The sequence below is a fragment of the Streptomyces sp. bgisy027 genome, assembly GCF_057710365.1.
Genome location: NZ_JBYIVZ010000047.1, coordinates 23,834 through 45,238, shown reverse-complemented (window position 1 = coordinate 45,238; position 21,405 = coordinate 23,834). Strand labels below are relative to the sequence as shown.

The window sequence follows — 21,405 nt, the reverse complement described above, 5'->3', positions numbered from 1 at the left end:
TGACGCTGTCGATACCCAGGCGCGCGCATCGGACGGGCGGTCCCGTCACCGCCACCCGTAGGCCACGCGCCTGGCCCACCACACGCCGCCCGCGCTGAGGCGAGACGGCGGCAGGCGGTGCTCACGCCCGTCAGACGAACGCACTCTCCCCAGTGATCGCGTTGCCGACGATCAGTGTGTTCATCTTCCTGGTTCCCTCGAAGGAGCAGATCGCTTCCGCGTCTGAGAAGAAGCGTGCGACGTCGTAGTCCAGAACGTTGCCATTGCCTCCGAAGATTTCCCGCGCCCGGGCCACGACTTCCCGCATGCTCGATCGCCATCATCCCGGTCAGCAGGTGGCCGGCGGCCGGGCCGTGGTCGCCGTAGCCCTCGTACGGCAGCCCTACCGATCCGCTCTCCCGGAACCTACCGATCAGCTCTCCTGGAACCTGCCGATCAGCTCCTTCGGGAAGAGGCCCTCAGCCCAGTGCTCGGCCACCAGCGCCGCGACCTGATTCGGCCACCAGCGGCGCGACCTGGTTCCGCATGAATTCCCGCGTCTTGACCAGAACCTTGCTTCTGCCGCGCAATGCCTGAGCCGGGAGTGGGTGCTGTCGCCTTCCGAGACACACCGCGCGGCAACGCCGCCCGCCTGGCACCGCACCGCACCGCACCGGACCGGACCGGACCGGACCGGACCGGACCGCAAAGCTGACCGCACCGCAAAGCTGACCGCATCCGAACAACGCCTCCGCAAGGAAGTGACTGACAGGGGCGTCGCCCGAGCCGACGGCGTCCGCGCGCAAGCGCTGGAGCCACCGACACCGAGGAAGGGAGCGATCACCATGGCGAAGCGGACGAGGAAGGCAAGGGAAACGAGCGGCCGGGGCGAGGACCGCCGACTCACCCAGGGTGACCAGGTCACCTGGAACAGTCACGGCAGCACCACAGAAGGCACGGTCGAGCGGAAGATCACCCGCCGCACCGAGGCCGCGGGCCGCACCGTCGACGCCTCCCCCGACGATCCGCGGTACGAAGTACGCAGCGACCGCTCCGGCAGGCCGGCGGTCCACAAACCGTCCGCGCTGCACAAGAAGTGAGCGGGGTGACCGATGCAGACGTTCCTGCCGCACCCCGACTTCCGGCAGACCGCTCTCCTCCTCGACCGGCGCCGACTGGGCAAGCAGCGCGTCGAGGCGCTTCAGGTCCTGCGCGGACTGACCGTCCCTGGCTACGGGTGGCGCCGGCACCCGGCGGTACGGATGTGGACCGGGTACGAGGAGGCACTCGTACGGTACGGCCTGGAGATCTGCCGAGTCTGGCGGGATCAGGGACACCAGGACAGTTGCGCGGCCACCCTGGTCGCAGACTTCGCCGCGCACCAGCCGGGCACCGCGGTCCGCGACCAGCGGGAGTTGGCGGCCGCCGGCGAGCTGCCGCCCTGGCTCGACGAGGAACCCTTCCACGAGAGCCACCGCTCGGCACTGGTCCGCAAGGACCACGACGTGTACGCCCCTCTGTTCCCCGGTGTCCCCGACGACCTGCCCTACGTGTGGCCGGCCTCCGACCGCGAACCACACCACGCGCCCACCGGCACCTGAAACTGCCGGCAAGCCCGGAACCCGGCCGACATCGCGGACACTGGACAGCAGCAGAGGGGAGGGCAGCCATGATCACCGGAGTGCGTGAACATCTGGGCCAAGCCCTGTTCCACCGGGTCGCGGGCCCCGACGGGCCGGCGACCCGCGCCCGCATCCACCACACCCCCGGCCCACGCTGGTTCGGACCCGACCGCCCGATCCGCACCGTCCACGGCGACGCCTCCATGTTCATCGGCGGACTGAGCGCACTGCTGCTGCAGTCCCTGCATCCGCTGGCCATGGCGGCGGTGGCGGGCCACTCCGGCTACCGCGGCGACCCCTGGGGCCGCCTCCAGCGCACCAGCACCTTCCTGGCCGTGACCACCTTCGGTACCGTCGAGGACGCTCAGCGCGCGGTGGACCACGTCAAGGCCATGCATCAACGCATCCGCGGGACAACCGCCGACGGCACCCCTTACCACGCGGCCGATCCGCACCTCCTCGCCTGGGTCCACGTCGCCGAGACGGACAGCTTCCTGCGCGCCCACGAACGCTACGGAGCTCATCCCCTGGACGCTGCCGGCTACGACGCCTACGTCGCCGACACCGCACGCGTCGCCGAAGCGCTGGGGGTCACCGACCCACCGCGAGACCGCCGCCGGCTCGCCGAACGGCTGAACGCCTTCCGCCCCGAGCTACGGGCCACATCCCAGGCCCGCGCAGCCGCTCGCTTCCTGCTGTTCCAGCCTCCCCTGCCGCTGGCGGTACGGCCGTTCTACGGCGCACTGGCCGCGAACGCCGTAGCTCTCCTCCCGCCCTGGGCACGCGGCATGCTCTGGCTGCCCCGGGTCCCCCTCGTCGAGGACCTCGCCGTACGCCCCACGGGCCAGGCGCTGACCCGGACCATCCGCTGGGCCATGGCCCCGCCACGCGAGTCCCACCCGACGCGAACGCCCAGGCTCCGCCCCTGACGACGACCGGTTGCCCCCGAACGGGCAACTTATCCGCAGGCAGACCGGGCATGCGGGGCATGCGGGGCATGCACTGACAACCACGCCACAGGCCGGCCTCGGTCCATACCGTGAAACTGCGATGCGCAGTCGCGGGCGACGTGCCGAACGTCGGCCGCAGATGCCGCCAGGCACAGCCGCTGGCCGGCGCGTACGCCACTGCCGTGAGCACAGCCCGCTCGCCACACGGAGTGGCCCCCCACCTCGCAGACGAGCAACGAACAACGGCAGCAACCGGGCGACCGGCTCCCAGAGTTCATCAGCTCTCAAGATCCCCTACGGGGACCGCAACGACCGCAAATGCCCGTCGGTTGGGCCCGGCCCGCGCAGACGCGAGATCAGGGCGAGCTTCCCAGTTCCCGCGCGGGCTGGGCCCAGAACCGACAGCTGTTTTCCGGCAGGCCTTAGAAGGCGCTGTTGTTGCAGCCCATGGTCGAGCCCAGGTGCGTCTTCTGCGCGCCGGCGTCACCTTCGCCGTTGAGCGCCCCGCCCAGCAGCCCGTTGAGCAGGCCGACCTGGCCGAGGATGTCGAGGTTCAGGTCGTGGGACTTGCAGTTGCTGCTCTGCAGAACGCTGTAGCTGTTTCCACCCTTGTCGCCGTGGCCGTCGAGGCCCTGCGCGGTGGCGGTGCCGGCGCTCAGGAGTCCGACGCCGCCCAGGGCGACGGCCATGAAGGCAGCATTGCGAAGCTTGTGCATGTCATCTCCGATGAGAACGAGGCGATCACTGAGAGATCGACTTCATACGATCACGGAGGATTAAAATAGGAAATCTCCCATCATTCCTCAGGGACACACCGAGGGTGCTGTTCTCTGACAAGCGCTATCAGGCGAACGGCCGGATTTCATTCACTCGGCAACTACCTTCCGGCATCGCCCTCCACGTCTCCTCCAGGTGACCAGGGACTTGCGGGAGGGACGGTTTCATGGACGTTGCCGACCTCCATTCGTCAACTCGCAACTGCGGGGCCGCCACCAGACACTGAGCAGGCATGGGAATCCTTGGCGCCGGCCCGCCCGGACGTCGGCGTGCTGAAGAGGGTCTGCTCCTCGAGAGCCACGTCCTGAAATCCGTGTCCACCCACCACACCGGCACCGACCGCACCAGCGTGCTGTATGTGCCCGGTCTGGGCCTCGTGGTGGCCGGCGACGCCGTCTACGACAACGTCCACCTCTGTCTGCTGCGGGCCCTGGACACCGTCGAGGGCCCGCGCCCGGTCGCTGTGGTCGCGGGCCACCGGGACCGCTGCCGACCCGACACACCCGACACCATCGCGCAGACCCCCGCCTACCTCGACGACGTCGAATCCCCCCTCGCCCTGCACCCGGCCCGGACGGCCTTCTACCCGGAGGTGCCCGTCCGTCATCCGGGCCGTCTCAACCCGTCGCACAACTTACTGCCCCACCGTGGCTTGCTGCCTTGGAGCGGAGCGTCCGCTCGGACGGATGTTGCGGTTGACGCGGAAGACGTTGTCCGGGTCGTAGTCCGCCTTGACCTGGCAGAGGCGCTCGTTGGTGCCCCGGTACGCGTCGGCGGTTCTGGTGGCATCGTCCTCGGCCAGCTGGAAGTTGACGTAATTCCCGCCGGTCGAGAACGGACGTACCTTCTCCCATCCCTTGCGTACGGCGGCCACGATCCCATCGTCGTCGGTGTGCGCAGGCCACACTCCGGAGAAACCGCTGATGAACCCGGCTTCCCGGTTGCCGACCGATCCGCCGTCGCCGTCCGTCTCGTTCAGCGCACCTGCGAGGTGGAAGATGACGGAGAAGGACAGGGGGGAGGCGACCTCCAGCGCGGCGTCCCGGAAGGTGGGGAGGTACTGTCCTGGCAGGTCGGGGAGGAACTCGGCCTTCCAGTACTGGTTCAGGCCCTTGGGTTCCATCGCGCCGAGCATCGACTGCTGGTCCACGTACGGCCTGGCACCGATCAGGTTGAAGACCGGTTCTCCAAGGGCGCGCAGCGGGGCGAGGTCGGCCTCGGCATTGGCACCGCTGTGGCAGGCGAGCAGCGCGGCAACGGGTTTGAGGTGCAGCTCGGCCGGGACGAACGGCGCGGGCGGGGCGAGCCGGATGATCGCTACGGTCGTCAGCTCGCGGTGAGCGGTCGCGGTGAGGTGCCGGTACGTCGCGAGCACGTCGTCCACCCGGTCGATGCTCCAGGCGGCCAGTCCGCCGGTGATGACGGGACCGACCTCGTGCAGCCGGAAGGTGAAGCGGGTGACGACGCCGAAGTTGCCGCCACCTCCGCGGATCGCCCAGAACAGATCCGGGTTCTGCGCCCGGTCGGCGGTCCGGATCCTTCCGTCCGCCGTGACGATCTCCACCTGCTCCAGATTGTCGGCCGCCCAGCCGAACCGGCGTGTCAGGTAACCGAACCCGCCGCCGAGGGTCAGCCCGGCGACTCCCGTCTCGGACACAAACCCGAGCACCGTCGCGAGGCCGTACTGCTGGGTCTCCCGGTCGACGTCGCGCAGGAGGCATCCCGGGCCGACGTGCGCGAGGCGCGTGGTCGGGTCCACGGTCACATCACGCATGCGGGACATGTCCAGGGTGAGCCCGCCGTCGGCGAGTGCGGTTCCGGCGATGTTGTGGCCCCCGCCCTTGATACTCAGCAGCAGGCCGTGGTCCGCGGCGAATCGGACGGCTGTGGCCACGTCCTGCGCCGTGGCCGGCTGGATGACCAGGGACGGCTTCGCAGCGGCCATGGCGTTCCAGACCAGGACGGCCTCGTCCCAGCCCTCGTCGCCGGCCGTGAGCACGGGCCCTTCGAGCCGGGTGCCGAGTTGCTCGATCCGGGCCGAAGTAAGGCCGACATGCCCTCCGCCGAGCCCGGCGACCTCGAACATTTTCGTGCTCATGCCGATTCGGCCTTCCTAGCTGCCCCCAGTGCGGTGCTCAGCGCGTCGAGGAAGTCCTTCGGCTGCTCCACTGCCGGGTCGTCCCGGCAGTCCTCGATCACGTGCAACGGCCATCCGTACCGGGCGCTCGCGGCCTCCGCGGTGCGCAGCCGCACCTGGAGGGCGTGACGGCCATGGATCAGGTCGGTGGGGACGTCGATGCGCTTGAGATCGCCGGAGGGGATCGCGGGCATGGCGATCCTGGGGACGATACGGCGGAGCGCCGACTGCACGCTGGGGGTGCGGGCGCGGTCCAGGGCGTAGTCCAGCAGCGGCTGCCACTGCCGGCCTGTCTGCTCGCCCACTCGGTCCATGTCGACGAAGCATTTGTTGAACAGGCGGTCCCGGCTCTTGGGGGTGGGATGGGCAACGAAGCCCATCATGGGCGCGGCGAAGCTGGGCGCCGGCCGGAACATTCCGAGCCCCAGCGTGTCGACCAGGATCAGGTGGGCCAGGCGGTCGCCGTGGTGCACCGCGTACCGCGCGGCGATGGCGCCGCCGAGCAGATGGCCGACCACCACAGGCGGCCTGCCCCGGCAGGTCTGGTCGATGAGCTCGTCGAGCCAGTTCAGGACCACTTCGGTGTCGATTCGGTTGTCGCGTACGAACGATGCGCCGTGGCCTGGCAGGTCGGGCGCGATCACCCGATGGGTGGTGACCAGGTCGGGTATCACCCTGATCCACAATGCGGCGAACTCGCCCTGGCCGTGCAGCAGCACGACAGGCGGGCCGTCACCGCCCTCAAGAACGGCAGTGGACACGGTGGCGAGCTGAAGCCGCCTCTCCTTCAGCGGCATCGCAGCAAGGAGCTGGCCGCGCATCTGCTGACCAGCGGACCGCTCCGGGCGTATTGGGCTCTCCTGGGTGCTCATCACGGGCTCCTTTCCCGGTGGCCTGCCAGGGCCACGAGAGCCGTAGGGCCTACGAGGAAAGAATCCGCGTCCGAGAGCGGTGGTCGCATCGGTCCCACCGACCAACTCGGCCGTCGCGCGCCGTGTGGGTATTTCTGTGCAGAGGGCGCCGGGTCCTACACGAGGTCGTGCTCGTAGGCGTACGCGGTGGCCGCGGCCCGTGAGGAGACGCCCAGCTTGGTGAACATGTTGCTCACGTGCCGGGCAACGGTCTTGTCGCTGATGACAAGGCTGTCTGCGATGTCCCGGTTGGTCGCACCGGTCGCCACCAGGCGGAGCACCTCGACCTCGCGAGGGGTCAGACCTCCAGGGCTCGCAAAAGAGGTCCGGCCCATGAGCTGCCGTGCCTCCTCCAGCGCCGGGACCGCACCCAGTTGTTCGAAGACCCGGCGGGCGGCGTCCAGCTCCATCTCGGCCGTGTCGTGGTCGCCGATCCGGCGGCACGCGCGCGCCATCCGCAGCCGTACCCGTGCCGCTTCGTACGGAGCGTCGATCTCGTGCCAGGCGGCCCACGCGCGGCGCAGGGCGACACAGGCGGCCTCGGGCTCACCCGCGGCCAGGAGGACGGACCCGTGCGCGTACGCGACCACCGCCCGCAGATACGGCGAGTCGAAGCCGGAGGCGATCTTGCCGAGCTCGTCCACCGCGGCCTGAGCCGCCTCCACGTCACCGGCGGCGAGCTCGATCTCCACGGAGCCGGCCAGCACCCTGGGCCGCTCCTGTGCCGCCCCCTCGGTCTCGGCGAGCGCCCGCCGGATCGCGGCGGCGGCGTCATCGCGGCGGCCCTGCGCCAGCCGGAGCAGGGCCAGGCCCGGCTGCGCCGGGTGCCCCTTGTCCAGGGCCTCGCGGTAACAGGTTTCGGCCCGGGAGAACTCGCCGCGCAGACGGAAGAGTTCAGCACGCTGGTACAGCGCCATGCCCATCGCCGGGTCACCAGGCGGGGCGGCCAGATGCTCGCACGCCAGCTGCGCCTCGTTCATCGCCTCGGCCCACTCGCCGCGCAATTGCATGATCTCCGAGCGGTGCACCAGGCACTGGCCCCGGTAGGGCTTGAGGCTCTGCTGCACGGCGCACCAGCGGCTCAACGCCGTCGTCCACTCCTGCACGCGACCAAGGTCGAAGATTCCGCGGCAGGCGAGGATCACGGCGCAGTAGACGATCCCGGCAGCGACCGGCGAGACCTCTCCTGTGGTCACCGCCACCATCGCCTCGTCCAGCAGGGAGACGCCTTGGACCACCCGCCCCCGCGCGAGAAGCGCCTGCCCCTGCCCCAGCCTCCCGAACGCCCGAAGGTCGGCGTCGTCGAACCGGTCGGCGATCCTGGTGATCTCCACGAACGAACGGCGCGCAGACTCGGGATCACCGCCATGCAGAGCCTGCAGCGCCCCGGGGATGCGCAGGTACCCCTGCTCGGTGCAGTCCGGGGCGGCGTCATCGAGGAGGTGCCCCGCCCGTGCGAGCCATCCGCCGCCGCGGGCCTGCTCACCGTGCAGGACGAGGATGATGCCGATCCAGAACGCACTCCGTACGGCCGGCGCCACGTCCCCACGGTCCAGGAACGCGTGATGGGCCCGCTCCCAGCTCTCGACCGCCGCGTCGAGGGTTCCGATCAGGTACGCCGCCCGCGCCATCCGATCGAGGTCATCGGGTTCCAGCAGGCCCTGCCGGTCGGCGGCCCGCATCTGGTCGTACGCGTCCCGCCACGCCAGCCGCAGGTACGACTCGCGCCCCTGCGTAAGCGGATCGACGGCTGCCATGAGCACTCCCGCGCGAGACGAGCCCCTGTGGGCAGCGTACTCGGCGCCCGCGGGCTGCGCCCGAGTCCGACCGTGCACAGCCTGAACGCGTAGAGGCGGCAAGGAAGAGGGTGACCTGGTCCACACCTGCCCCACCAGGACCAGGACCAGGACCAGGCACCGGCAGCACCAAGGGCGCCAGCTGTACGTGACTGTCACGGCGAGAGGCCTCGCCGATGGCCACCCGGATGATGATTCCCAGGGCCCGCCAAAGATCGGCCCCCCCACCAGCCACACTGTCGAGCCGCGGCTCACCCACTTCGGCCAGTGCGTACGCGCTCGCAGTGTCCCGGGCCGGTGGTCCGAAGCCGAGTTCGGTGCCCTCGGGGGTCTCCCGACGCCTTCGGGGACACGCGTTTCACCGTGTGGCGGGAGGGGTGCCTCGCTCACGCCGCAGCCGTCGCAGCACGACCACGAGGTCGGTCACCGCCAGAAGAGCAAGAATCCCGCACGCGACGGCGATGACGATGAGCGGGCCTTGTCCAAGGCTGTCACCAGGATCAGAGTTCGCCGCCCCCACGCCGAAGAGTATGCGGCAGCGATGAAGACCGGCACGAAGATACCGGCCAGGAGCAAGCGCAGTCCGAGTGAGCTTTGCGCGGTGACCGGTTCGGTGCCGGTACGAGGGAAACGGCGGCCGATCATCCCGGAGCGCGCTCGCCCCACCGGTTCTCGATCTCGATCCGGGGTCTTGCCCATGGCTGCGCACTTCCTTCCCCGGATCGGCAGGGACCACCGCTGCCCGTCGTCAGGGAGAGCCGACGAAGGCAGTGTCCCTACGGCTGTTCCGACGAGTAGCCCGCCCGCCCGGGGCTAAACCGGTCTGCGGCCGAGGCCCGGGACGCTGGCTTCGGCGTTGCCCGTGGCAGGCTTCGGGGGAAGACCCGTGACCGGCTGGTGGCTGCGGGAGGGCCGCAGGGGAGCGAACCTATTCCCTCTGCCCGGCCTGTCCGGCGTCGCCTCGGGCCGACCGGCGGGTGTGGACGTACAGCTTGTGGCGGTCGCCGACGTCCAGGTGCTGCGGCAGTGGCAGGTGGTAGCGGACCGGGCGGCGGTGGTCGGCGATCCGCCGCGCCGGGTTGTAGACGCGGTTGAATTTCCACAGCATGCGGGCGAAGTTGGTCTGCCCGCGGGCGAGGTTGGCACCCAGGACCGGAAGAACTCGCCGCTTCGAGAATGGATGGAAACCCCCAGGTCATCAGGATGTCTCTGCCTGGGCGACAGCTACGACGCCCAGCACGACCAGGCCACTGGGCGGCCCGCGCGCAGGGCCTACGCCGCCCTGGGCCTGCTGTTCGTCGTCGTGTTCGTGCCCCTCACGGCCAACACCGCACTGACGCTGCTGATCGACGTCTGGACCAGCCGGACCAAGGACGCCGCCGAACAGTGGCTCGCCCAGTCGCCCGGCGCATCCGTCACCAGTGTCCAGGCGGCATCGCGCACCATGCAGATCCACGTCCGCTCCCCCGAAGACCTCCCGCCGGTACAGTCCCTGCTCGACCGGCTGGAGGGCCGGATCCCGAACGGCATCCCCATCGTCGTGGACACCCAGCGCGGCCGGCGCATCGACGCCGGAACCGTCGGCGACTGAGCCCTGGGGGCATGCCCGACGCCTGCCAGGCATCGCCCTGGCACAGGCACGGTCGAGAGAGCCACGGTGGTCATGCCCAGCAGGCGCGGCAAGCGCTGCTAGAACTTCGAAGGGCACCGGCCGTGCAGTGCCCAGCCGTACGTCCAAGGGCCGGCGGACCGTGCCCCGCTCCACCCGACGGCCGCCGGAGCCCTGGCCATCGCCCTCGCCCTCGCCCTCGCCCTCGCCCTCGCCGACCAGCAAGCCCTCCCCGCCGACGAGAACTGACCGCCCACACACTCATATATTTATCCTTTTGACCGTAAGTTCGGCTCCTCCAGCGCTGGAAGGTACGACACCACTCGCAAACCCGCTCCGAGAGCGCAAGACAGCCACCATCGCGAGACGACGGACTGCACCAGCACCAACGCAAGGACGAGTTCCCGCAACGCGACGGGCGAGAAGGGGACGACACCGAACGCACTCAGCCGCTCGACAGACAACGGCGAGCACGGGAACCCGCGCCGGTCGGGTCTCTTCGAGCAAGTGGCCCCGGGCGAGGCCATGCTCGTCCCACTTGACCGGCATCACGCTCTCGCCTTTCCCGGCAGCCGGGTCGGGCCCGCGTCCAGGCCGACGGCCAGTCCTTCGGCGGTGACGTCGAGTGTGCTGGCCTTCAGTCCCAGGGGATAGTCCGCACCGTTCCGGCTTGTCAGCCTGTCCTGGATCCGGTCCATGAGCCGGGGTGGCGCGGGGCTGCCCAGTATCTCGACGTCGGCCAGGTGCAGGGAGACTCGTCCGTCCTGGAGTCGGGGCTGGATGGTGGCCTGCCCGAGGCCCCCCTGGCCGAGATCGAGGGTCACCGTGTCCGCCTGGTCGTCCAGATGTACGGCGGTGACGGGGAGCCGGCCGTCGGACGTGTCGGCCATGCGTTGCAGCGAGGCGGCGGGCACCGTGACGTCGGCGTGAGTGCGGGCGACGGTGCCGGAGCGGTCGGCGGTCAGCCGTAGGTCCTCCAGGCGGGCATGGACGGAGACACCGGGAATCCGGCCGAGGACGGCGTGGTCGTTGCTGATGGTCACGGCGTCGATCTGCCGGTCGAACAGGGCGAGCAACGCCGGACCGCCCTCGATGTCGACGGCGGTTCCCTTGCCGAGGGCGGTGTCGGCGACGGCGGCCAGACGGCTGTGCAGCAGGGTTCGAGCAACGAGTTCGGCGGCGGTGGCGGTGAGCAGGACCACCGCGAGGGCTGCGGACGTGAGCGCTGCGGCGCGGTGCCGCCGGAACACGGCGCGGATCATCGGCGGTCCCCCGAAGCGGAACGGGAAGGGACCATTGCGTCCGCGTCCGCCTGTGGGGACGGGGCGGCAGTCTGCGTCGGGCCTTCAGGATCCAGGTGTGGCAGGAGCCGGTCCAACCACTGCGGCAGCCACCAGTTGGCGCGCCCGAGCAGGTACATGGTGGAGGGGACCAGGATGAGCCTGACGACGGTGGCGTCGATGACGACGCTGACGCCCAGGCCGAGGGCGAGCATCTTGATGACCACGTTGCTGGAGAGCAGGAACGCCAGGAAGACGCTGGTCATGATCAGGGCGGCGCAGGTGATGACACGGGCGGTGCCGGCCAGTCCGGTGGCCACGCTGAGGTGGTTGTCCTTCGTGTGCAGCCACGCCTCACGGATGCGTGAGAGCAGGAAGACCTCGTAGTCCATGGACAGCCCGAAGACGATCGCGAACATCATCATCGGCACGTACGACTCCACCGGTACAGGCTCGTCGACACCGAACAGGCTGCCGCCCCAGCCCCATTGGAAGACCGCGACGACGACGCCGTACGCGGCGGCGATGGACAGCAGGTTCAGCAGGGCCGCCTTGAGGGCCACGAGGAGGCTGCGGAAGACCGTGAGCAGGAGCAGGAAGGACGCCGCCACGACGACCGTGACGATGACCGGCAGACGGTCCACGACCACGTCCCGGAAGGCCAGTTGGGCCGCGGTGACGCCGGTGACATAGCCCCGCGCGCCCGAGTCGGAAAGTGCGTCGGGGAGCGTGTCGTTCTCCAGGCGGTGCATGAGGTCCGAGGTGGCCTTCTCCTGGGGGCCGGTGTCGGGTGTCACGGTGGCGATGAGCAGGGCGCCGTCGTCGCTGGTGACAGGCGTGGTGACGTGGGCGGTCCCGGGAGTCGCCGCCAGTGCGTCGTGCAGCGGCCCGGAGAGTGCGGCGGGGTCGGTGCGGGTGTCGCCGAGGTCTGCCACGATCGTGAACTGACCGTTGGTGCCCGGTCCGAAGCCGTCCGCGATCAGGTCGTGGGCGCGACGGTCGGTGTAGTCCTTGGGGTTGGCGCCGCTGTCGACGTGCCCCAGGCGCATGGAGGCGGCGGGGATGGCGAGCACGGCCAGGACCAGACTGCCGACGGCGAGGAAGAACCATGGCCGGCGGCCCACCGTGGCGGCCCAGCGGTGCCAGGTGTCAGCCGTGCCGCTGGGTTCGTCGACCGGGGGGCGCACCCGCCAGCGGTCGATGCGGCGGCCGGTGACGCCCAGGAGTGCCGGGGCCAGGGTGAGCGCGGCAGCGGCGGCGACCAGGACAGTCAGGCCGGCGGCGACGCCCAGGGTGCCGATGAACGTCACGCCCGATGCGTACAGCCCACCGAGGGCGAGGGCGACCGTGGCCGCCGCGACGATCACCGCACGACCGCTGGTGGCCATCGCCCGCCCCGCAGCCTCGGCGGGGTCGTCGACGTCGTGCAGCAGTCGGCGGTGACGAGTGATCAGGAAGAGCGCGTAGTCGATGCCGACGCCCAGGCCCATCATCGTGGCCAGTGTGGGAGCCGCGTTGCCGAAGGTGAACGTCGCGGCCAGGAGTCCGAGCAGCGCCATCCCCGACAGAAGTCCGACGACTGCCGTCAGCAACGGCAGCCCGGCGGCGGCAAGACTGCCGAAGCCGGCCAGCAGCACAACCACGGCGGTGGCGAGTCCGATCGCTTCGGACAGCCGGTCCTCGGCCTTCGGGCGGGCCAACTGGCCCAGTGGTCCGCCGTATTCGACGTCCACGCCGCCCGCTCGCAGGCCGTGCACGGCGTCGTCGACGCCGTCCAGGTAGGAGGTTTCGAAGCGAGCCGGGTTCTCGCTGAAGCGGACGGTCAAGATGCCGGTGGTGCCGTCGGTGGAGACCGCGCCCGGTGTGCTCAGGGGATCGGCCACCGAGACCACCTCGGGCAGCTCCTTCAGCTCGGTCACCGCGGTCCCGACGGCGTCCCGGTGCGCGTCGAGGGACCCGGTGTCCGTGTGCAGCACGATCTGGGAGGCCGTGCCGCGCACTTGGTCGGATCCGTGGGCGTCGAGCAGGTCGATTCCGGTCTGTACGGCGGATCCGGGAAGGGCGAAGTCGTCGTCGTAGGTCCCGCCCCAGGCTCGGTCGGCGCCGAGGGCGGTCAGCAGGACCAGCAGCCAGGCGGTGATCACCCACCACGGCCGTCGGGCGCACCAGCGGCCGAGCCGGTGCAGTCGGCCGGCACCTGCGGGTGCTTCGCGGTGGTCGGGTTCCTGAGACGTTTCGGGGGCGTTGGTCATACTGTCGTTCCTGGTCGGGCCCTCGTCGGGCAGGGCGGGGTCGGCGATGCGGTGAGCAGGAGTCATGCGTGGTTCGACTCAGTCCTGCTGCCAGAAGTCGGCGCGCCGCTCCGCCCAGCGCTGCACCTGCCGGCCGTAGTCGCCGGAAAGCGCCTTGTCGCGGATCTCCGTCCGCTGCTCGGTCCGCTCCTCCCCGCTGACCTCCCGCAGTTCCTTGATGTCGTCCTGGAGCTGTGCGGGCAGCGCCTGGAAACGCCGCTGCGCCTCCTCGGCCCGGAGCTGGACCCGGGTGCCGTAGTGGCCGTCCAGTGCGTCCTGCCAGATCCTCGCCGCCGCCTCCTGGCGCGATGCGGGATCCAGGGCGCGCAGCTTGCGCAGATCGGCACGGAGATCCTCCGACAGGCGGCCGGGCACGGGCCGCGGGCCGCCGGCGACGAGGCCGACGGTGTCGGCGTCCGCCAGGCCGACCGCCGAGGCGGTCGGTGCCGTCGCGGGTCCGGACGACGACGTCGTCCACATCAGTCCGGTGACGGCGGCGGCCGTGACGGCCAGTCCTGCGGTCACGGCCCGGCCGGACACAGCACTGCGGATGCGGTTCACAGGGTCCTCCCCTTGTTCGATCTCGGGCCTCAGCCTCGCCGCGGCATGCGAGCCGGAGGTTCGGCGAATGTTCGGGGCGTGTAAGGGCCGGTCGTCAGGGCGCTCGCCTGGGGCGGAGATGGCTAGCATCTGGGATTGAGCTGCGAGAAGAGGGCACATGGCGGAGAGCAAGGGGCTCGTCCTGGTCGTGGAGGACGAGCGGAACATCGCCGACCTCCAGCGCCGGTATCTGAGCCGCGAGGGATTCGGTGTGCATGTCGAGACCACCGGTGACGCCGCCCTGGCCGCCGTCCGTCGTATGCGCCCGGCGGCGATCGTGCTGGACATCGCGCTGCCCGGTATGGACGGCATGGAGGTCTGCCGCCGGCTGCGCCAGGAGGGCGACTGGACCCCCGTGCTGTTCGTGACCGCGCGGGACGAGGTGACCGACCGTGTTCTGGGACTGGAACTCGGCGGCGACGACTACCTGACGAAGCCGTTCTCCCCGCAGGAGCTGGTCGCCCGGGTCAAGAGCCTGCTGCGACGTGCCGCCGGCCCGCGGCACGACCCGGTGCGCAGGATCGGCCGCCTCACACTCGACACCGGCCGCCGTACCCTGCACGTCGACGACCGGCCAGTGGAGCTGACGACCACGGAGTTCAACCTGCTCGCCTTCCTGATGCACCATCCCGGCCAGGTGTTCACCCGCGAGCAACTGCTCGCCCAGGTCTGGGGGTACGCCGGCTACCGCGACACGCGCGTGATGGACGTCTACGTCTCCCAGCTGCGCGCCAAGCTCGGTGACGCCAGCCCTCTGCGCACCGTCCGCGGGGTCGGCTACAGCGTCTCCGACACCGGCCGATGAGCCCCGTGGACGGCCGCGGCTCGCTGACCAGGAGCATCGTCCTGCTCACCAGCGCCGTGGCCGCGGTCGCCGTACTGCTGACCGGCCTGTTCGCCTGGCGAGTGATCCGCGTCAACGCCGAGGCGCAGGAACGTGACCAGCTCTCCCGGCAGGCCGAAGTCCTCGCCCGCACCCCTCCCCTGGCCTCCTGGATCCTCGACCGGCAGCAACGCATCGCGGGCCCCGATGACATCAGGCTCGCCATCGTCCGGCCTTCCGGCGAGATCGACGGTCCGGCGACCGTCGCTGTCGGCGCCGCGAGCCGTGAGGCGCTGCTCTCCGGGGAGAGGGTGTCCACGACCGCTCGCCTCGACGGCGACGAGGTCCTCGTGGAGGGCGCTCCGACCCCCACCGGGGGCGGGCTCGTGCTCACCCAGCCGATGAGCGCAGTCGACCAGGCCACCGACCGCATGCGCGGCAGTCTCGCACTGCCCCTGATCCTGGGTCTGGCCGGCGCCGCCCTCGCCGGTGCACTGCTGGCCCGGCGCCTGGCCCGCCCGCTCGTCTCGGCCGCACGAACCGCGCACCGGCTGTCCGAGGGCGCCCGCGGCGTGACGGTTCCAGCCGAAGGTCCTGCCGAGGTGGCGGAACTGGCCGGTGCGCTGAACACCCTGGACACGGCGTTGACCCACAGCGAGAACCGTCAACGCGACTTCCTGCTCTCCGTCTCCCACGAGATCCGCACCCCGCTGACCACGGCGCTCGGATACGCCGAGGCTCTCGCCGACGAAGTGATCACCGGCGAGGAGGTGCCCGACGCCGGCCGCATCCTGCGCACCGAGATCGAACGCCTCGAACACTTCGTCGGCGATCTGCTCGCTCTCGCGCGACTGGAGGCTGACGACTTCCGCCTGGACATCGTCGAGGTCGACCTCGACGCTCTGGTGGCGGAGACCGCCACCGCGTGGTCGGCACGCTGTGCCCGGCACGATGTCGACTTCCGCGTCGAGCGCCCGGAGCACCCTGTGCTGATCACCACCGACGGCTTTCGCGTACGCCAACTCCTCGACGGGCTCGCCGAGAACGCGCTGCGCGTCACGCCGGCCGGCAAACCCGTCGTCCTGGCCCTGCGAGCAGACGGCCCCGGCGCCCTGCTGGAGGTCCGTGACGGCGGCCCCGGGCTCACCGCCGACGACATCGAGGTCGCCTTCGTGCGCGGCGCCCTCACAGACCGCTACCGAGGCGTCCGCCCCGTCGGCAGCGGCCTGGGGCTGGCCATCGCCCACCGCCTGGCGGGCCGGCTGGGCGGCACCATCGCCGCGCGAGGAGGCGCACCCGAAGGCGGCGCCTGGTTCACCGTCCGGCTGCCGTCGTACCCCGGTGCTCCTTACACGCCCCTGACAAACTCCTGACGGTGTCGTTGCCGCGCCCGGGAACGCTCCTGCCCATGACCGTGGGGAAGAGGAGCCGGTTGAAGATGAAGTGGCTGTTCGGAATTGGGCTGCGGCGTCGTGTCGCCGCAGCCGGGACGCGAAGCATGCCGCAACGCCTGCGCGCGGACCTCGACGAAGCCCTGGCGCTGAGGGACGACGCGGACCGGCGAACTGCCGTCGACCGGGTGGTCCGAGGAATCGCCGAAGGCACCTACGGGGCGACCTTCCAACGCCCGGCTGCGAGCGCCGCCCGGCGCGGCCGCACCCCGTCCTGACATCGCATGCGGCACAGCCGCTTGGCCGGCCTTGATGAGGAGGATCGGCTCGGAGCGTTGCAGTCCTCGCGAAACCTGCGGGGTGGCGCGGCCTATGATTGCTCACCATTCACGACCGGTGTCCTGGTCGAGCGGCAGGAGCGGACCGCATGAACCACCACGCCCCATCACCGCCGGAACCCGCCGAGCACCGCCGCTTCCGCGCCCACCGGAGCACGCTCGAACAGGTCGCCGATGCCGACGAGGCGGGCCTGGTCAGCGAGGTACTCACCGACCCGGACCAGACGATGGCTCAGTCCGCCGTGACCCGGCACCTGGACCGCCGGGCGACAGACCTCCATCACGGACCCGCCTACGAACCATGGGCCGCTTCGATGGCTGAGGTCGTCATCGGCCATCCGTTTCTGGCACGACGCCTGCAAGAGTGGACGCTCTTCCGTGCCGTCACACTGAGGCAGTCCTGGAGCGCGGACGCCCTACTCGGGTCGTCCGACTGGCTTCAGCTCAAAGCCGCCACCGCTGCGAACACCGATGTCGTCGAACTTCTCACCGAGTACGGTCGCACGAAGCGAATACGCAGGCTGAGCAGAACCAACGGCAGGCGCCAATCCTCACACTGAACGCCCCGTCAACCCATGTACGGGTCAACGCTGATTGCATCTGCCCGGGGCACTCAGCGCCGCCCGGAAGGTCCCGCCGCCATGTGCATTCGATGCACCGGGTCGGGCGTCACGCTTCGGTCGCTGCCCGCACGACGGCGTGCGCCAGGGCGTCGAAATTCTCTCGGTAGAAACCCAGGCGGATGTGAAACGGCTCCTCCGAGAAAGCGCCCTCGCGGACGAGGAACATGGTGGGCGCCGCCGTCAGCGCGCTGTGCACCATGTGCAGTTCCAGCGTGGTGAACCGGAAATCGCGGGACTCCGTGTGCGGTCCGACCAGGCGTTCCAAGAGTGCGTCGACCGCGTCCCGGCACGCACCGACCAGCACGGTCAGCACCGTGTCATCGAAGTCCCGATGGCGCAGAAAGCTCAGCGCTTCGTACATCGCCGAGACTTGGGAGGGTGCGAGCCGGGCGGTGAACGCGTCACCGTCGCGGGTCAGTTTCAACTGCGTTCTCAACCGTGTCTCTTTCGTCTCTCTTTCGCGGGTCAGCTGTCCTTGGTCGGCTCGTGCCAGCGCCGTTGATGCGCCTCTTCCCCGCTACAGACAGGAGTTCGGGGAGTTTAGCGCGGCTGCTCCGACGACGGTTTCGACCATTTCCGCGGGTCGCGGTCGCTGCATCTGATGCCCTTGCGACACTGCCCGTACGACCAGCCGGGTCTCCGGACTTCCCGTCATCATGCCGACACGTTGACGCCCGCGGCGAGGCCGAGGCCGTCCAGTGCCGGCGCGGCGTCGGCCGCGGAGGCAGTCAACGCTCTCCCGCCCCGCTGCGGGACCAACCCCCCGTCCAGGCACCGGCAGTTCCGGTGTCGCGGGCAAGCCCCCTTCGAGTGCGACCGACCCGGTCGGGCGCCGGAGGTCGTCCGCAGCGCGGAATCGGCCGGCAGGCCACGGTCACCGGCAGGGGACGTATGGCCGGACCGGCCACGGCAGGGGAGCCTCCGGCCGGAACGCTGCCTCCGCTCCGCCGGTGTGCATCCGCCGGGTGCCGACCTCACCCTCTGCGCATCATCAAGGGGCGAAGACATAACGGACTTCATCACTGGTCAACTACCGGGCGCGTTCAATGCATTGACACGTGCATTACATAGGCTTTACGTTCCGGCCATCTGAGAGCGCTCTCAGACTCCCCTCCTGTGAAGACTTGAGGTGCCGCATGCCATCCCCACGCAGACCGGCAGTCATACTGCTTCTGGCCTCCGCGCTCGCCGCCGCAGGCCTGGTCCCGACCGCCGCACCGGCGGCCGCGGCCACCGTTCCAGTAGGTTCCGGCAGCTACTCCGACACCCGGCCCGCCGGCACGTCGGGCCCCACCACCAACACAGGAACACCCGTCACGCCCAAGCTGACCGCCGCCGCACGGAACCGGCCGGTACCCACCAACGACTGGTGGTCCTCCCTGGCCTTCCAGCGCTACGGCGACAACCCGTGGTCGACGCCCATGTACGGGCACCCCCTCACCTACCAGGCCACGGCCGGTGGACTCGACGTCGGCTACCCGACCTCGCCCGCGATCGTCGGTGACGGCAGACAGTACGAGTACGCCCACAAGCGGGACCTCACCATCGGACTGACCGGCCTCAACTCCCCCGACACCAAGGCCGACGACTGGTCCGACTGGACGGTCACTCCCCTGTGGTCCGACGGTGCCCGCACCCTGCGCACCACCATCGGCCACGGCTCCCCGTTCGTATACGCGAAAGGCTCCGGCGGCAACGCCCAGATCACCACCGCCGCTGCCCCGACGGTCTTCGCCGACCAGACCAACGTCCTCGGCATCACCGTCGGCGGACACCACTACGCCCTCTTCGCGCCGACCGGCAGCGACTGGAACGTCTCCGGCTCCACCATCACCACCGGCCTCGGCTCCAAGGACTACTTCTCCGTCGCCGTGCTGCCGAACACGGACGCGCTGGCGACCTTCAAGAAGTACGCCTACAGCTTCGTCACCGGCTCCAAGGTGAGCTGGAGCTACTCCGGTGGCACCACGAAGGCCACCTACACCCTCACCACCGAGGCGAAGGAAGGCACCGAGCGCGGCACACTCCAGGCGCTCTACCGCCACCAGTGGCTGAACACCACCGACGCCCTCACCTCCTACACCTACGTCTCACCCCGCGGCACCATGAAGGTCCGCGAGTCGGCCTCGTTCACCACGACTCAGAAGGCGGCCCCGGTGCTGCCCGCACTGCCCAAGTCGGACGGTGTGGACGCCGCCCGGCTGCGCGGATACCTGAACGAGGTCGTGAATGCTTCCGACCCCTTCTCCGGGGCCACCGACACCTACTGGACCGGCAAGGCCCTCGGCCGCCTCGCCCAACTCGTCCCGGTTGCCGAGCAGATCGGCGAGACCGGCACCCGCGACAAGCTTCTCGGCCTGATCAAGGGCAAGCTCCAGGACTGGTTCACGGCGGGCGGCGCGAACGAGTTCAGCTACGACAACGACTGGAAGACCCTCACCGGCTATCCCGCCTCCTACGGCAGCGACACCGAGCTCAACGACCACCACTTCCACTACGGCTACTACATCTACGCGGCGGCGATCGTCGCCCAGTACGACCAGGCCTGGGCCGCCGACTCAGCGTGGGGCGGCATGGTCAAAGCCCTCGTGAGGGACACCGCCAACCCCAGCCGCACCGACAGCTCCTTCCCCTTCCTGCGCGGCTTCGACGTCTACGCCGGCCACAGCTGGGCATCCGGCCATCAGGGCTTCGCCGCCGGCAACAACCAGGAGTCCTCCTCCGAGTCCACCAACCTCAGCGCGGCCCTCGTCCTGTGGGGCTCCGCCACCGGCGACACCTCGCTGCGTGACCTCGGCACCTACTTGCTGAGCACCGAGTCGGAATCGATCGCCCAGTACTGGTTCGACGCCGACGAGCAGGTCTTCCCCTCCGCGTTCGGCCACGACACGGCGGGCATGGTCTGGGGCAGCGGCGCCGCCTACGCCACCTGGTGGACCGCGAACCCCGAGGAGATCCACGGCATCAACGTTCTGCCCGTCACCGGCGGATCGCTCCATCTCGGCGGTGAGAAGGCAGCCGTGCGGCGCAACATCGCAGAGATGGAGCGGGAGAACGGGGGCCCCGCCGTCGAATGGCGGGACATCCTCTGGGAGTTCCAGTCCACTGCCGACCCGGCCGCGGCCAAGGCGAAGTGGGACGCGGGCAACGCCGGCTACACCCCGGAGCAGGGAGAGTCCAAGGCACACACCTACCACTGGATCAACACCCTCGACGCGCTGGGCGCCCCGGACACCACGGTCACCGGTGACATCCCCACCTCCGCCGCCCTCACCAAGGGGACGACCCGCACCTACGTCGCCCACAACTACGGATCGTCGGCCCGCACCGTCACCTTCTCGGACGGCAAGACCCTGTCCGTGCCGGCTCGTTCCACCGCGACCGGCACCGGATCCGGGTCGCAGGATCCCGACCCCGACCCCGACCCGCCGACCGGGAACACCTTCCAGCTGCGCAGCGGCGGTGTCCTGACCACGGCGACCGGTGGCACCCTGAGCAGCGACACGATCGCCTCCGCGGGCGGCACCAACCACGACGGCACCCCGTACCAGCCCCTCGTCTACGAGATCCGCGGCGTCAACGGCACACTCACCTCGGGTGCCGGCACCACGTTCCGGCTGCAGGTGGACGCCGACACGGCGGTCGGTCTCGGCCAACAGGCGCGTGTCAGCTACGACTTCACCGGTGACGGCACCTTCGACCGGACCGAGACGTACCACTACTTCGCCACCGACCCGGTCGCCGGGTGGGAGGAGTACACGCAGAGCCGCGGCCTCAAGGCGTCCACGGGCACGATGGGCAACCTCAACGGCGGCACCGTACGCCTCGAAGTCTGGAGCGCCATCGGCAACGGCGCGTCCAAGCTCCAGACGGGCACGGACAAGTCCGTGCTGGTGATCCCCTACGGCTGATCCGGCGAGAACGGTGCGGCGGGCAACGGCGCGAGTATGTTGCCCGCCGCACCGACATGCCTGGCACGGCTTGCTGCAGGCGGGTGTCCCGCGCGTCGTGGCCGCCCCGCCGGATCCGGATGCCTCGGGCAGCGAGGTCTGCCACGCTCTCGGGGAATCGCACCGCGACCGCGATGTCCTTCGCCGGGATCCGGGTCAGCGGCTGCTCCACGACCAGCCGTCCGAGCGCGCCCGACGCCGCGGACACGACGATCACGCGCCGCGGGGTGGTGCGCCTTCGAACCCGGACCGGAGACTTCGCCGCTTGCCCGCACCCGGCTCATGGCCCATGTGCTGTACGACGGCGGTGCATTACGGCACCACGGCA

18 protein-coding genes and 3 pseudogenes are annotated in these 21,405 nt (G+C 70.1%); 9 read left to right on the top strand and 12 right to left on the bottom strand.

From position 1 onward, the window contains the following. Window positions 1-130 precede the first annotated feature (130 nt). A pseudogene (locus AC3ETA_RS36310) lies at window positions 131-313 on the bottom strand (acyl-CoA dehydrogenase family protein); the annotation flags it as partial. A 511-nt stretch (window positions 314-824) separates the two neighbouring features. On the opposite strand from AC3ETA_RS36310, the gene AC3ETA_RS36305 reads away from it, so the two are divergent. The 3 genes from AC3ETA_RS36305 (at window position 825) to AC3ETA_RS36295 (ending at window position 2,530) form a co-directional block, all read left to right on the top strand. Then, window positions 825-1,079 carry a hypervirulence associated TUDOR domain-containing protein gene (locus AC3ETA_RS36305; RefSeq protein WP_432197145.1) on the top strand — a complete coding sequence of 85 codons (255 nt, stop codon included), beginning with the start codon at window positions 825-827 and terminating at the stop codon, window positions 1,077-1,079. A gap of 12 nt (window positions 1,080-1,091) precedes the next feature. Next, entirely contained in the window at window positions 1,092-1,580 is a 489-nt protein-coding gene (locus tag AC3ETA_RS36300) for an MSMEG_6728 family protein (RefSeq protein ID WP_432197144.1), read from the top strand. A 68-nt stretch (window positions 1,581-1,648) separates the two neighbouring features. Further along, window positions 1,649-2,530 (top strand): oxygenase MpaB family protein, encoded by an 882-nt coding sequence (locus tag AC3ETA_RS36295; protein WP_432197143.1) that lies wholly within the window; start codon window positions 1,649-1,651, stop codon window positions 2,528-2,530. A 94-nt stretch (window positions 2,531-2,624) separates the two neighbouring features. On the opposite strand, the pseudogene AC3ETA_RS36290 reads toward AC3ETA_RS36295, so the two are convergent. The 7 genes and pseudogenes from AC3ETA_RS36290 to AC3ETA_RS36260 form a co-directional block, all read right to left on the bottom strand. After that, window positions 2,625-2,822 (bottom strand): annotated as a pseudogene (locus AC3ETA_RS36290) (hypothetical protein); the annotation flags it as partial. Between the two features lie 151 nt (window positions 2,823-2,973). Further along, window positions 2,974-3,267, bottom strand: a complete 294-nt coding sequence (locus AC3ETA_RS36285; protein WP_432197142.1) for a hypothetical protein — start codon at window positions 3,265-3,267, stop codon at window positions 2,974-2,976. Window positions 3,268-3,962: 695 nt separating this feature from the next. Then, entirely contained in the window at window positions 3,963-5,426 is a 1,464-nt protein-coding gene (locus AC3ETA_RS36280; protein WP_432197141.1) for an FAD-binding oxidoreductase, read from the bottom strand. Beyond that, on the bottom strand, window positions 5,423-6,337 hold the full coding sequence (locus AC3ETA_RS36275; protein WP_432197140.1) for an alpha/beta fold hydrolase: 915 nt from the start codon (window positions 6,335-6,337) through the stop codon (window positions 5,423-5,425). Before AC3ETA_RS36275 ends, AC3ETA_RS36280 begins: the two co-directional genes overlap by 4 nt. 155 nt (window positions 6,338-6,492) lie before the next feature. Further along, window positions 6,493-8,133, bottom strand: a complete 1,641-nt coding sequence (locus AC3ETA_RS36270; RefSeq protein WP_432197139.1) for a LuxR C-terminal-related transcriptional regulator — start codon at window positions 8,131-8,133, stop codon at window positions 6,493-6,495. 462 nt (window positions 8,134-8,595) lie between these two features. Then, window positions 8,596-8,871 (bottom strand): hypothetical protein, encoded by a 276-nt coding sequence (locus tag AC3ETA_RS36265; RefSeq protein ID WP_432197138.1) that lies wholly within the window; start codon window positions 8,869-8,871, stop codon window positions 8,596-8,598. A gap of 229 nt (window positions 8,872-9,100) precedes the next feature. After that, window positions 9,101-9,325, bottom strand: a pseudogene (locus AC3ETA_RS36260) (hopanoid C-3 methylase HpnR); the annotation flags it as partial. A gap of 27 nt (window positions 9,326-9,352) precedes the next feature. On the opposite strand from AC3ETA_RS36260, the gene AC3ETA_RS36255 reads away from it, so the two are divergent. Continuing rightward, window positions 9,353-9,763: a hypothetical protein gene (locus tag AC3ETA_RS36255; protein ID WP_432197137.1), complete on the top strand. Its 411-nt coding sequence runs from the start codon at window positions 9,353-9,355 to the stop codon at window positions 9,761-9,763. A gap of 566 nt (window positions 9,764-10,329) precedes the next feature. Here the strand turns inward: AC3ETA_RS36255 and AC3ETA_RS36250 are convergent. The 3 genes from AC3ETA_RS36250 to AC3ETA_RS36240 all read right to left on the bottom strand — a co-directional run bounded on the left by AC3ETA_RS36250 (window position 10,330) and on the right by AC3ETA_RS36240 (window position 13,913). Continuing rightward, window positions 10,330-11,043 (bottom strand): LmeA family phospholipid-binding protein, encoded by a 714-nt coding sequence (locus tag AC3ETA_RS36250; RefSeq protein ID WP_432197136.1) that lies wholly within the window; start codon window positions 11,041-11,043, stop codon window positions 10,330-10,332. After that, the gene (locus tag AC3ETA_RS36245; protein WP_432197172.1) at window positions 11,040-13,313 is read right to left on the bottom strand and encodes an MMPL family transporter; all 2,274 of its coding nucleotides are present in this window, start codon (window positions 13,311-13,313) and stop codon (window positions 11,040-11,042) included. The genes AC3ETA_RS36250 and AC3ETA_RS36245 overlap by 4 nt, the downstream gene beginning before the upstream one ends. 78 nt (window positions 13,314-13,391) lie before the next feature. Then, window positions 13,392-13,913, bottom strand: a complete 522-nt coding sequence (locus tag AC3ETA_RS36240) for a hypothetical protein (protein WP_432197135.1) — start codon at window positions 13,911-13,913, stop codon at window positions 13,392-13,394. Between the two features lie 157 nt (window positions 13,914-14,070). Between AC3ETA_RS36240 and AC3ETA_RS36235 the strand changes: the two genes are divergently transcribed. The 4 genes from AC3ETA_RS36235 to AC3ETA_RS36220 all read left to right on the top strand — a co-directional run bounded on the left by AC3ETA_RS36235 (window position 14,071) and on the right by AC3ETA_RS36220 (window position 17,064). Then, a complete protein-coding gene (locus AC3ETA_RS36235) occupies window positions 14,071-14,757 on the top strand; it encodes a response regulator transcription factor (RefSeq protein ID WP_432197134.1) in 687 nt (228 codons plus the stop codon). Next, window positions 14,754-16,148, top strand: coding sequence for a sensor histidine kinase (locus tag AC3ETA_RS36230; RefSeq protein WP_432197133.1), 1,395 nt, complete (start codon window positions 14,754-14,756; stop codon window positions 16,146-16,148). Before AC3ETA_RS36235 ends, AC3ETA_RS36230 begins: the two co-directional genes overlap by 4 nt. A 35-nt stretch (window positions 16,149-16,183) precedes the next feature. After that, a complete protein-coding gene (locus AC3ETA_RS36225; protein WP_432197132.1) occupies window positions 16,184-16,444 on the top strand; it encodes a hypothetical protein in 261 nt (86 codons plus the stop codon). A gap of 149 nt (window positions 16,445-16,593) precedes the next feature. Continuing rightward, window positions 16,594-17,064 (top strand): hypothetical protein, encoded by a 471-nt coding sequence (locus AC3ETA_RS36220; RefSeq protein WP_432197131.1) that lies wholly within the window; start codon window positions 16,594-16,596, stop codon window positions 17,062-17,064. 109 nt (window positions 17,065-17,173) lie between these two features. On the opposite strand, the gene AC3ETA_RS36215 is transcribed toward AC3ETA_RS36220, so the two are convergent. Continuing rightward, window positions 17,174-17,563, bottom strand: coding sequence for a hypothetical protein (locus AC3ETA_RS36215; protein ID WP_432197130.1), 390 nt, complete (start codon window positions 17,561-17,563; stop codon window positions 17,174-17,176). 700 nt (window positions 17,564-18,263) lie between these two features. Between AC3ETA_RS36215 and AC3ETA_RS36210 the strand changes: the two genes are divergently transcribed. Then, window positions 18,264-21,038 carry a glycosyl hydrolase gene (locus AC3ETA_RS36210; RefSeq protein ID WP_432197129.1) on the top strand — a complete coding sequence of 925 codons (2,775 nt, stop codon included), beginning with the start codon at window positions 18,264-18,266 and terminating at the stop codon, window positions 21,036-21,038. The last annotated feature ends 367 nt before the right edge of the window (window positions 21,039-21,405 follow it).

Coding starts and splice junctions, on each gene's coding strand:
- AC3ETA_RS36300 (WP_432197144.1), top strand. CDS start 1,092: ATGCAGACGTTCCTGCCGCACCCCGACTTCCGGCAGACCGCTCTCCTC.
- AC3ETA_RS36220 (WP_432197131.1), top strand. CDS start 16,594: ATGAACCACCACGCCCCATCACCGCCGGAACCCGCCGAGCACCGCCGC.
- AC3ETA_RS36265 (WP_432197138.1), bottom strand. CDS start 8,871: ATGGGCAAGACCCCGGATCGAGATCGAGAACCGGTGGGGCGAGCGCGC.
- AC3ETA_RS36275 (WP_432197140.1), bottom strand. CDS start 6,337: ATGAGCACCCAGGAGAGCCCAATACGCCCGGAGCGGTCCGCTGGTCAG.
- AC3ETA_RS36230 (WP_432197133.1), top strand. CDS start 14,754: ATGAGCCCCGTGGACGGCCGCGGCTCGCTGACCAGGAGCATCGTCCTG.
- AC3ETA_RS36210 (WP_432197129.1), top strand. CDS start 18,264: ATGCCATCCCCACGCAGACCGGCAGTCATACTGCTTCTGGCCTCCGCG.
- AC3ETA_RS36245 (WP_432197172.1), bottom strand. CDS start 13,313: ATGACCAACGCCCCCGAAACGTCTCAGGAACCCGACCACCGCGAAGCA.
- AC3ETA_RS36250 (WP_432197136.1), bottom strand. CDS start 11,043: ATGATCCGCGCCGTGTTCCGGCGGCACCGCGCCGCAGCGCTCACGTCC.
- AC3ETA_RS36305 (WP_432197145.1), top strand. CDS start 825: ATGGCGAAGCGGACGAGGAAGGCAAGGGAAACGAGCGGCCGGGGCGAG.
- AC3ETA_RS36295 (WP_432197143.1), top strand. CDS start 1,649: ATGATCACCGGAGTGCGTGAACATCTGGGCCAAGCCCTGTTCCACCGG.
- AC3ETA_RS36235 (WP_432197134.1), top strand. CDS start 14,071: ATGGCGGAGAGCAAGGGGCTCGTCCTGGTCGTGGAGGACGAGCGGAAC.
- AC3ETA_RS36255 (WP_432197137.1), top strand. CDS start 9,353: ATGGAAACCCCCAGGTCATCAGGATGTCTCTGCCTGGGCGACAGCTAC.
- AC3ETA_RS36270 (WP_432197139.1), bottom strand. CDS start 8,133: ATGGCAGCCGTCGATCCGCTTACGCAGGGGCGCGAGTCGTACCTGCGG.
- AC3ETA_RS36285 (WP_432197142.1), bottom strand. CDS start 3,267: ATGCACAAGCTTCGCAATGCTGCCTTCATGGCCGTCGCCCTGGGCGGC.
- AC3ETA_RS36280 (WP_432197141.1), bottom strand. CDS start 5,426: ATGAGCACGAAAATGTTCGAGGTCGCCGGGCTCGGCGGAGGGCATGTC.
- AC3ETA_RS36225 (WP_432197132.1), top strand. CDS start 16,184: ATGACCGTGGGGAAGAGGAGCCGGTTGAAGATGAAGTGGCTGTTCGGA.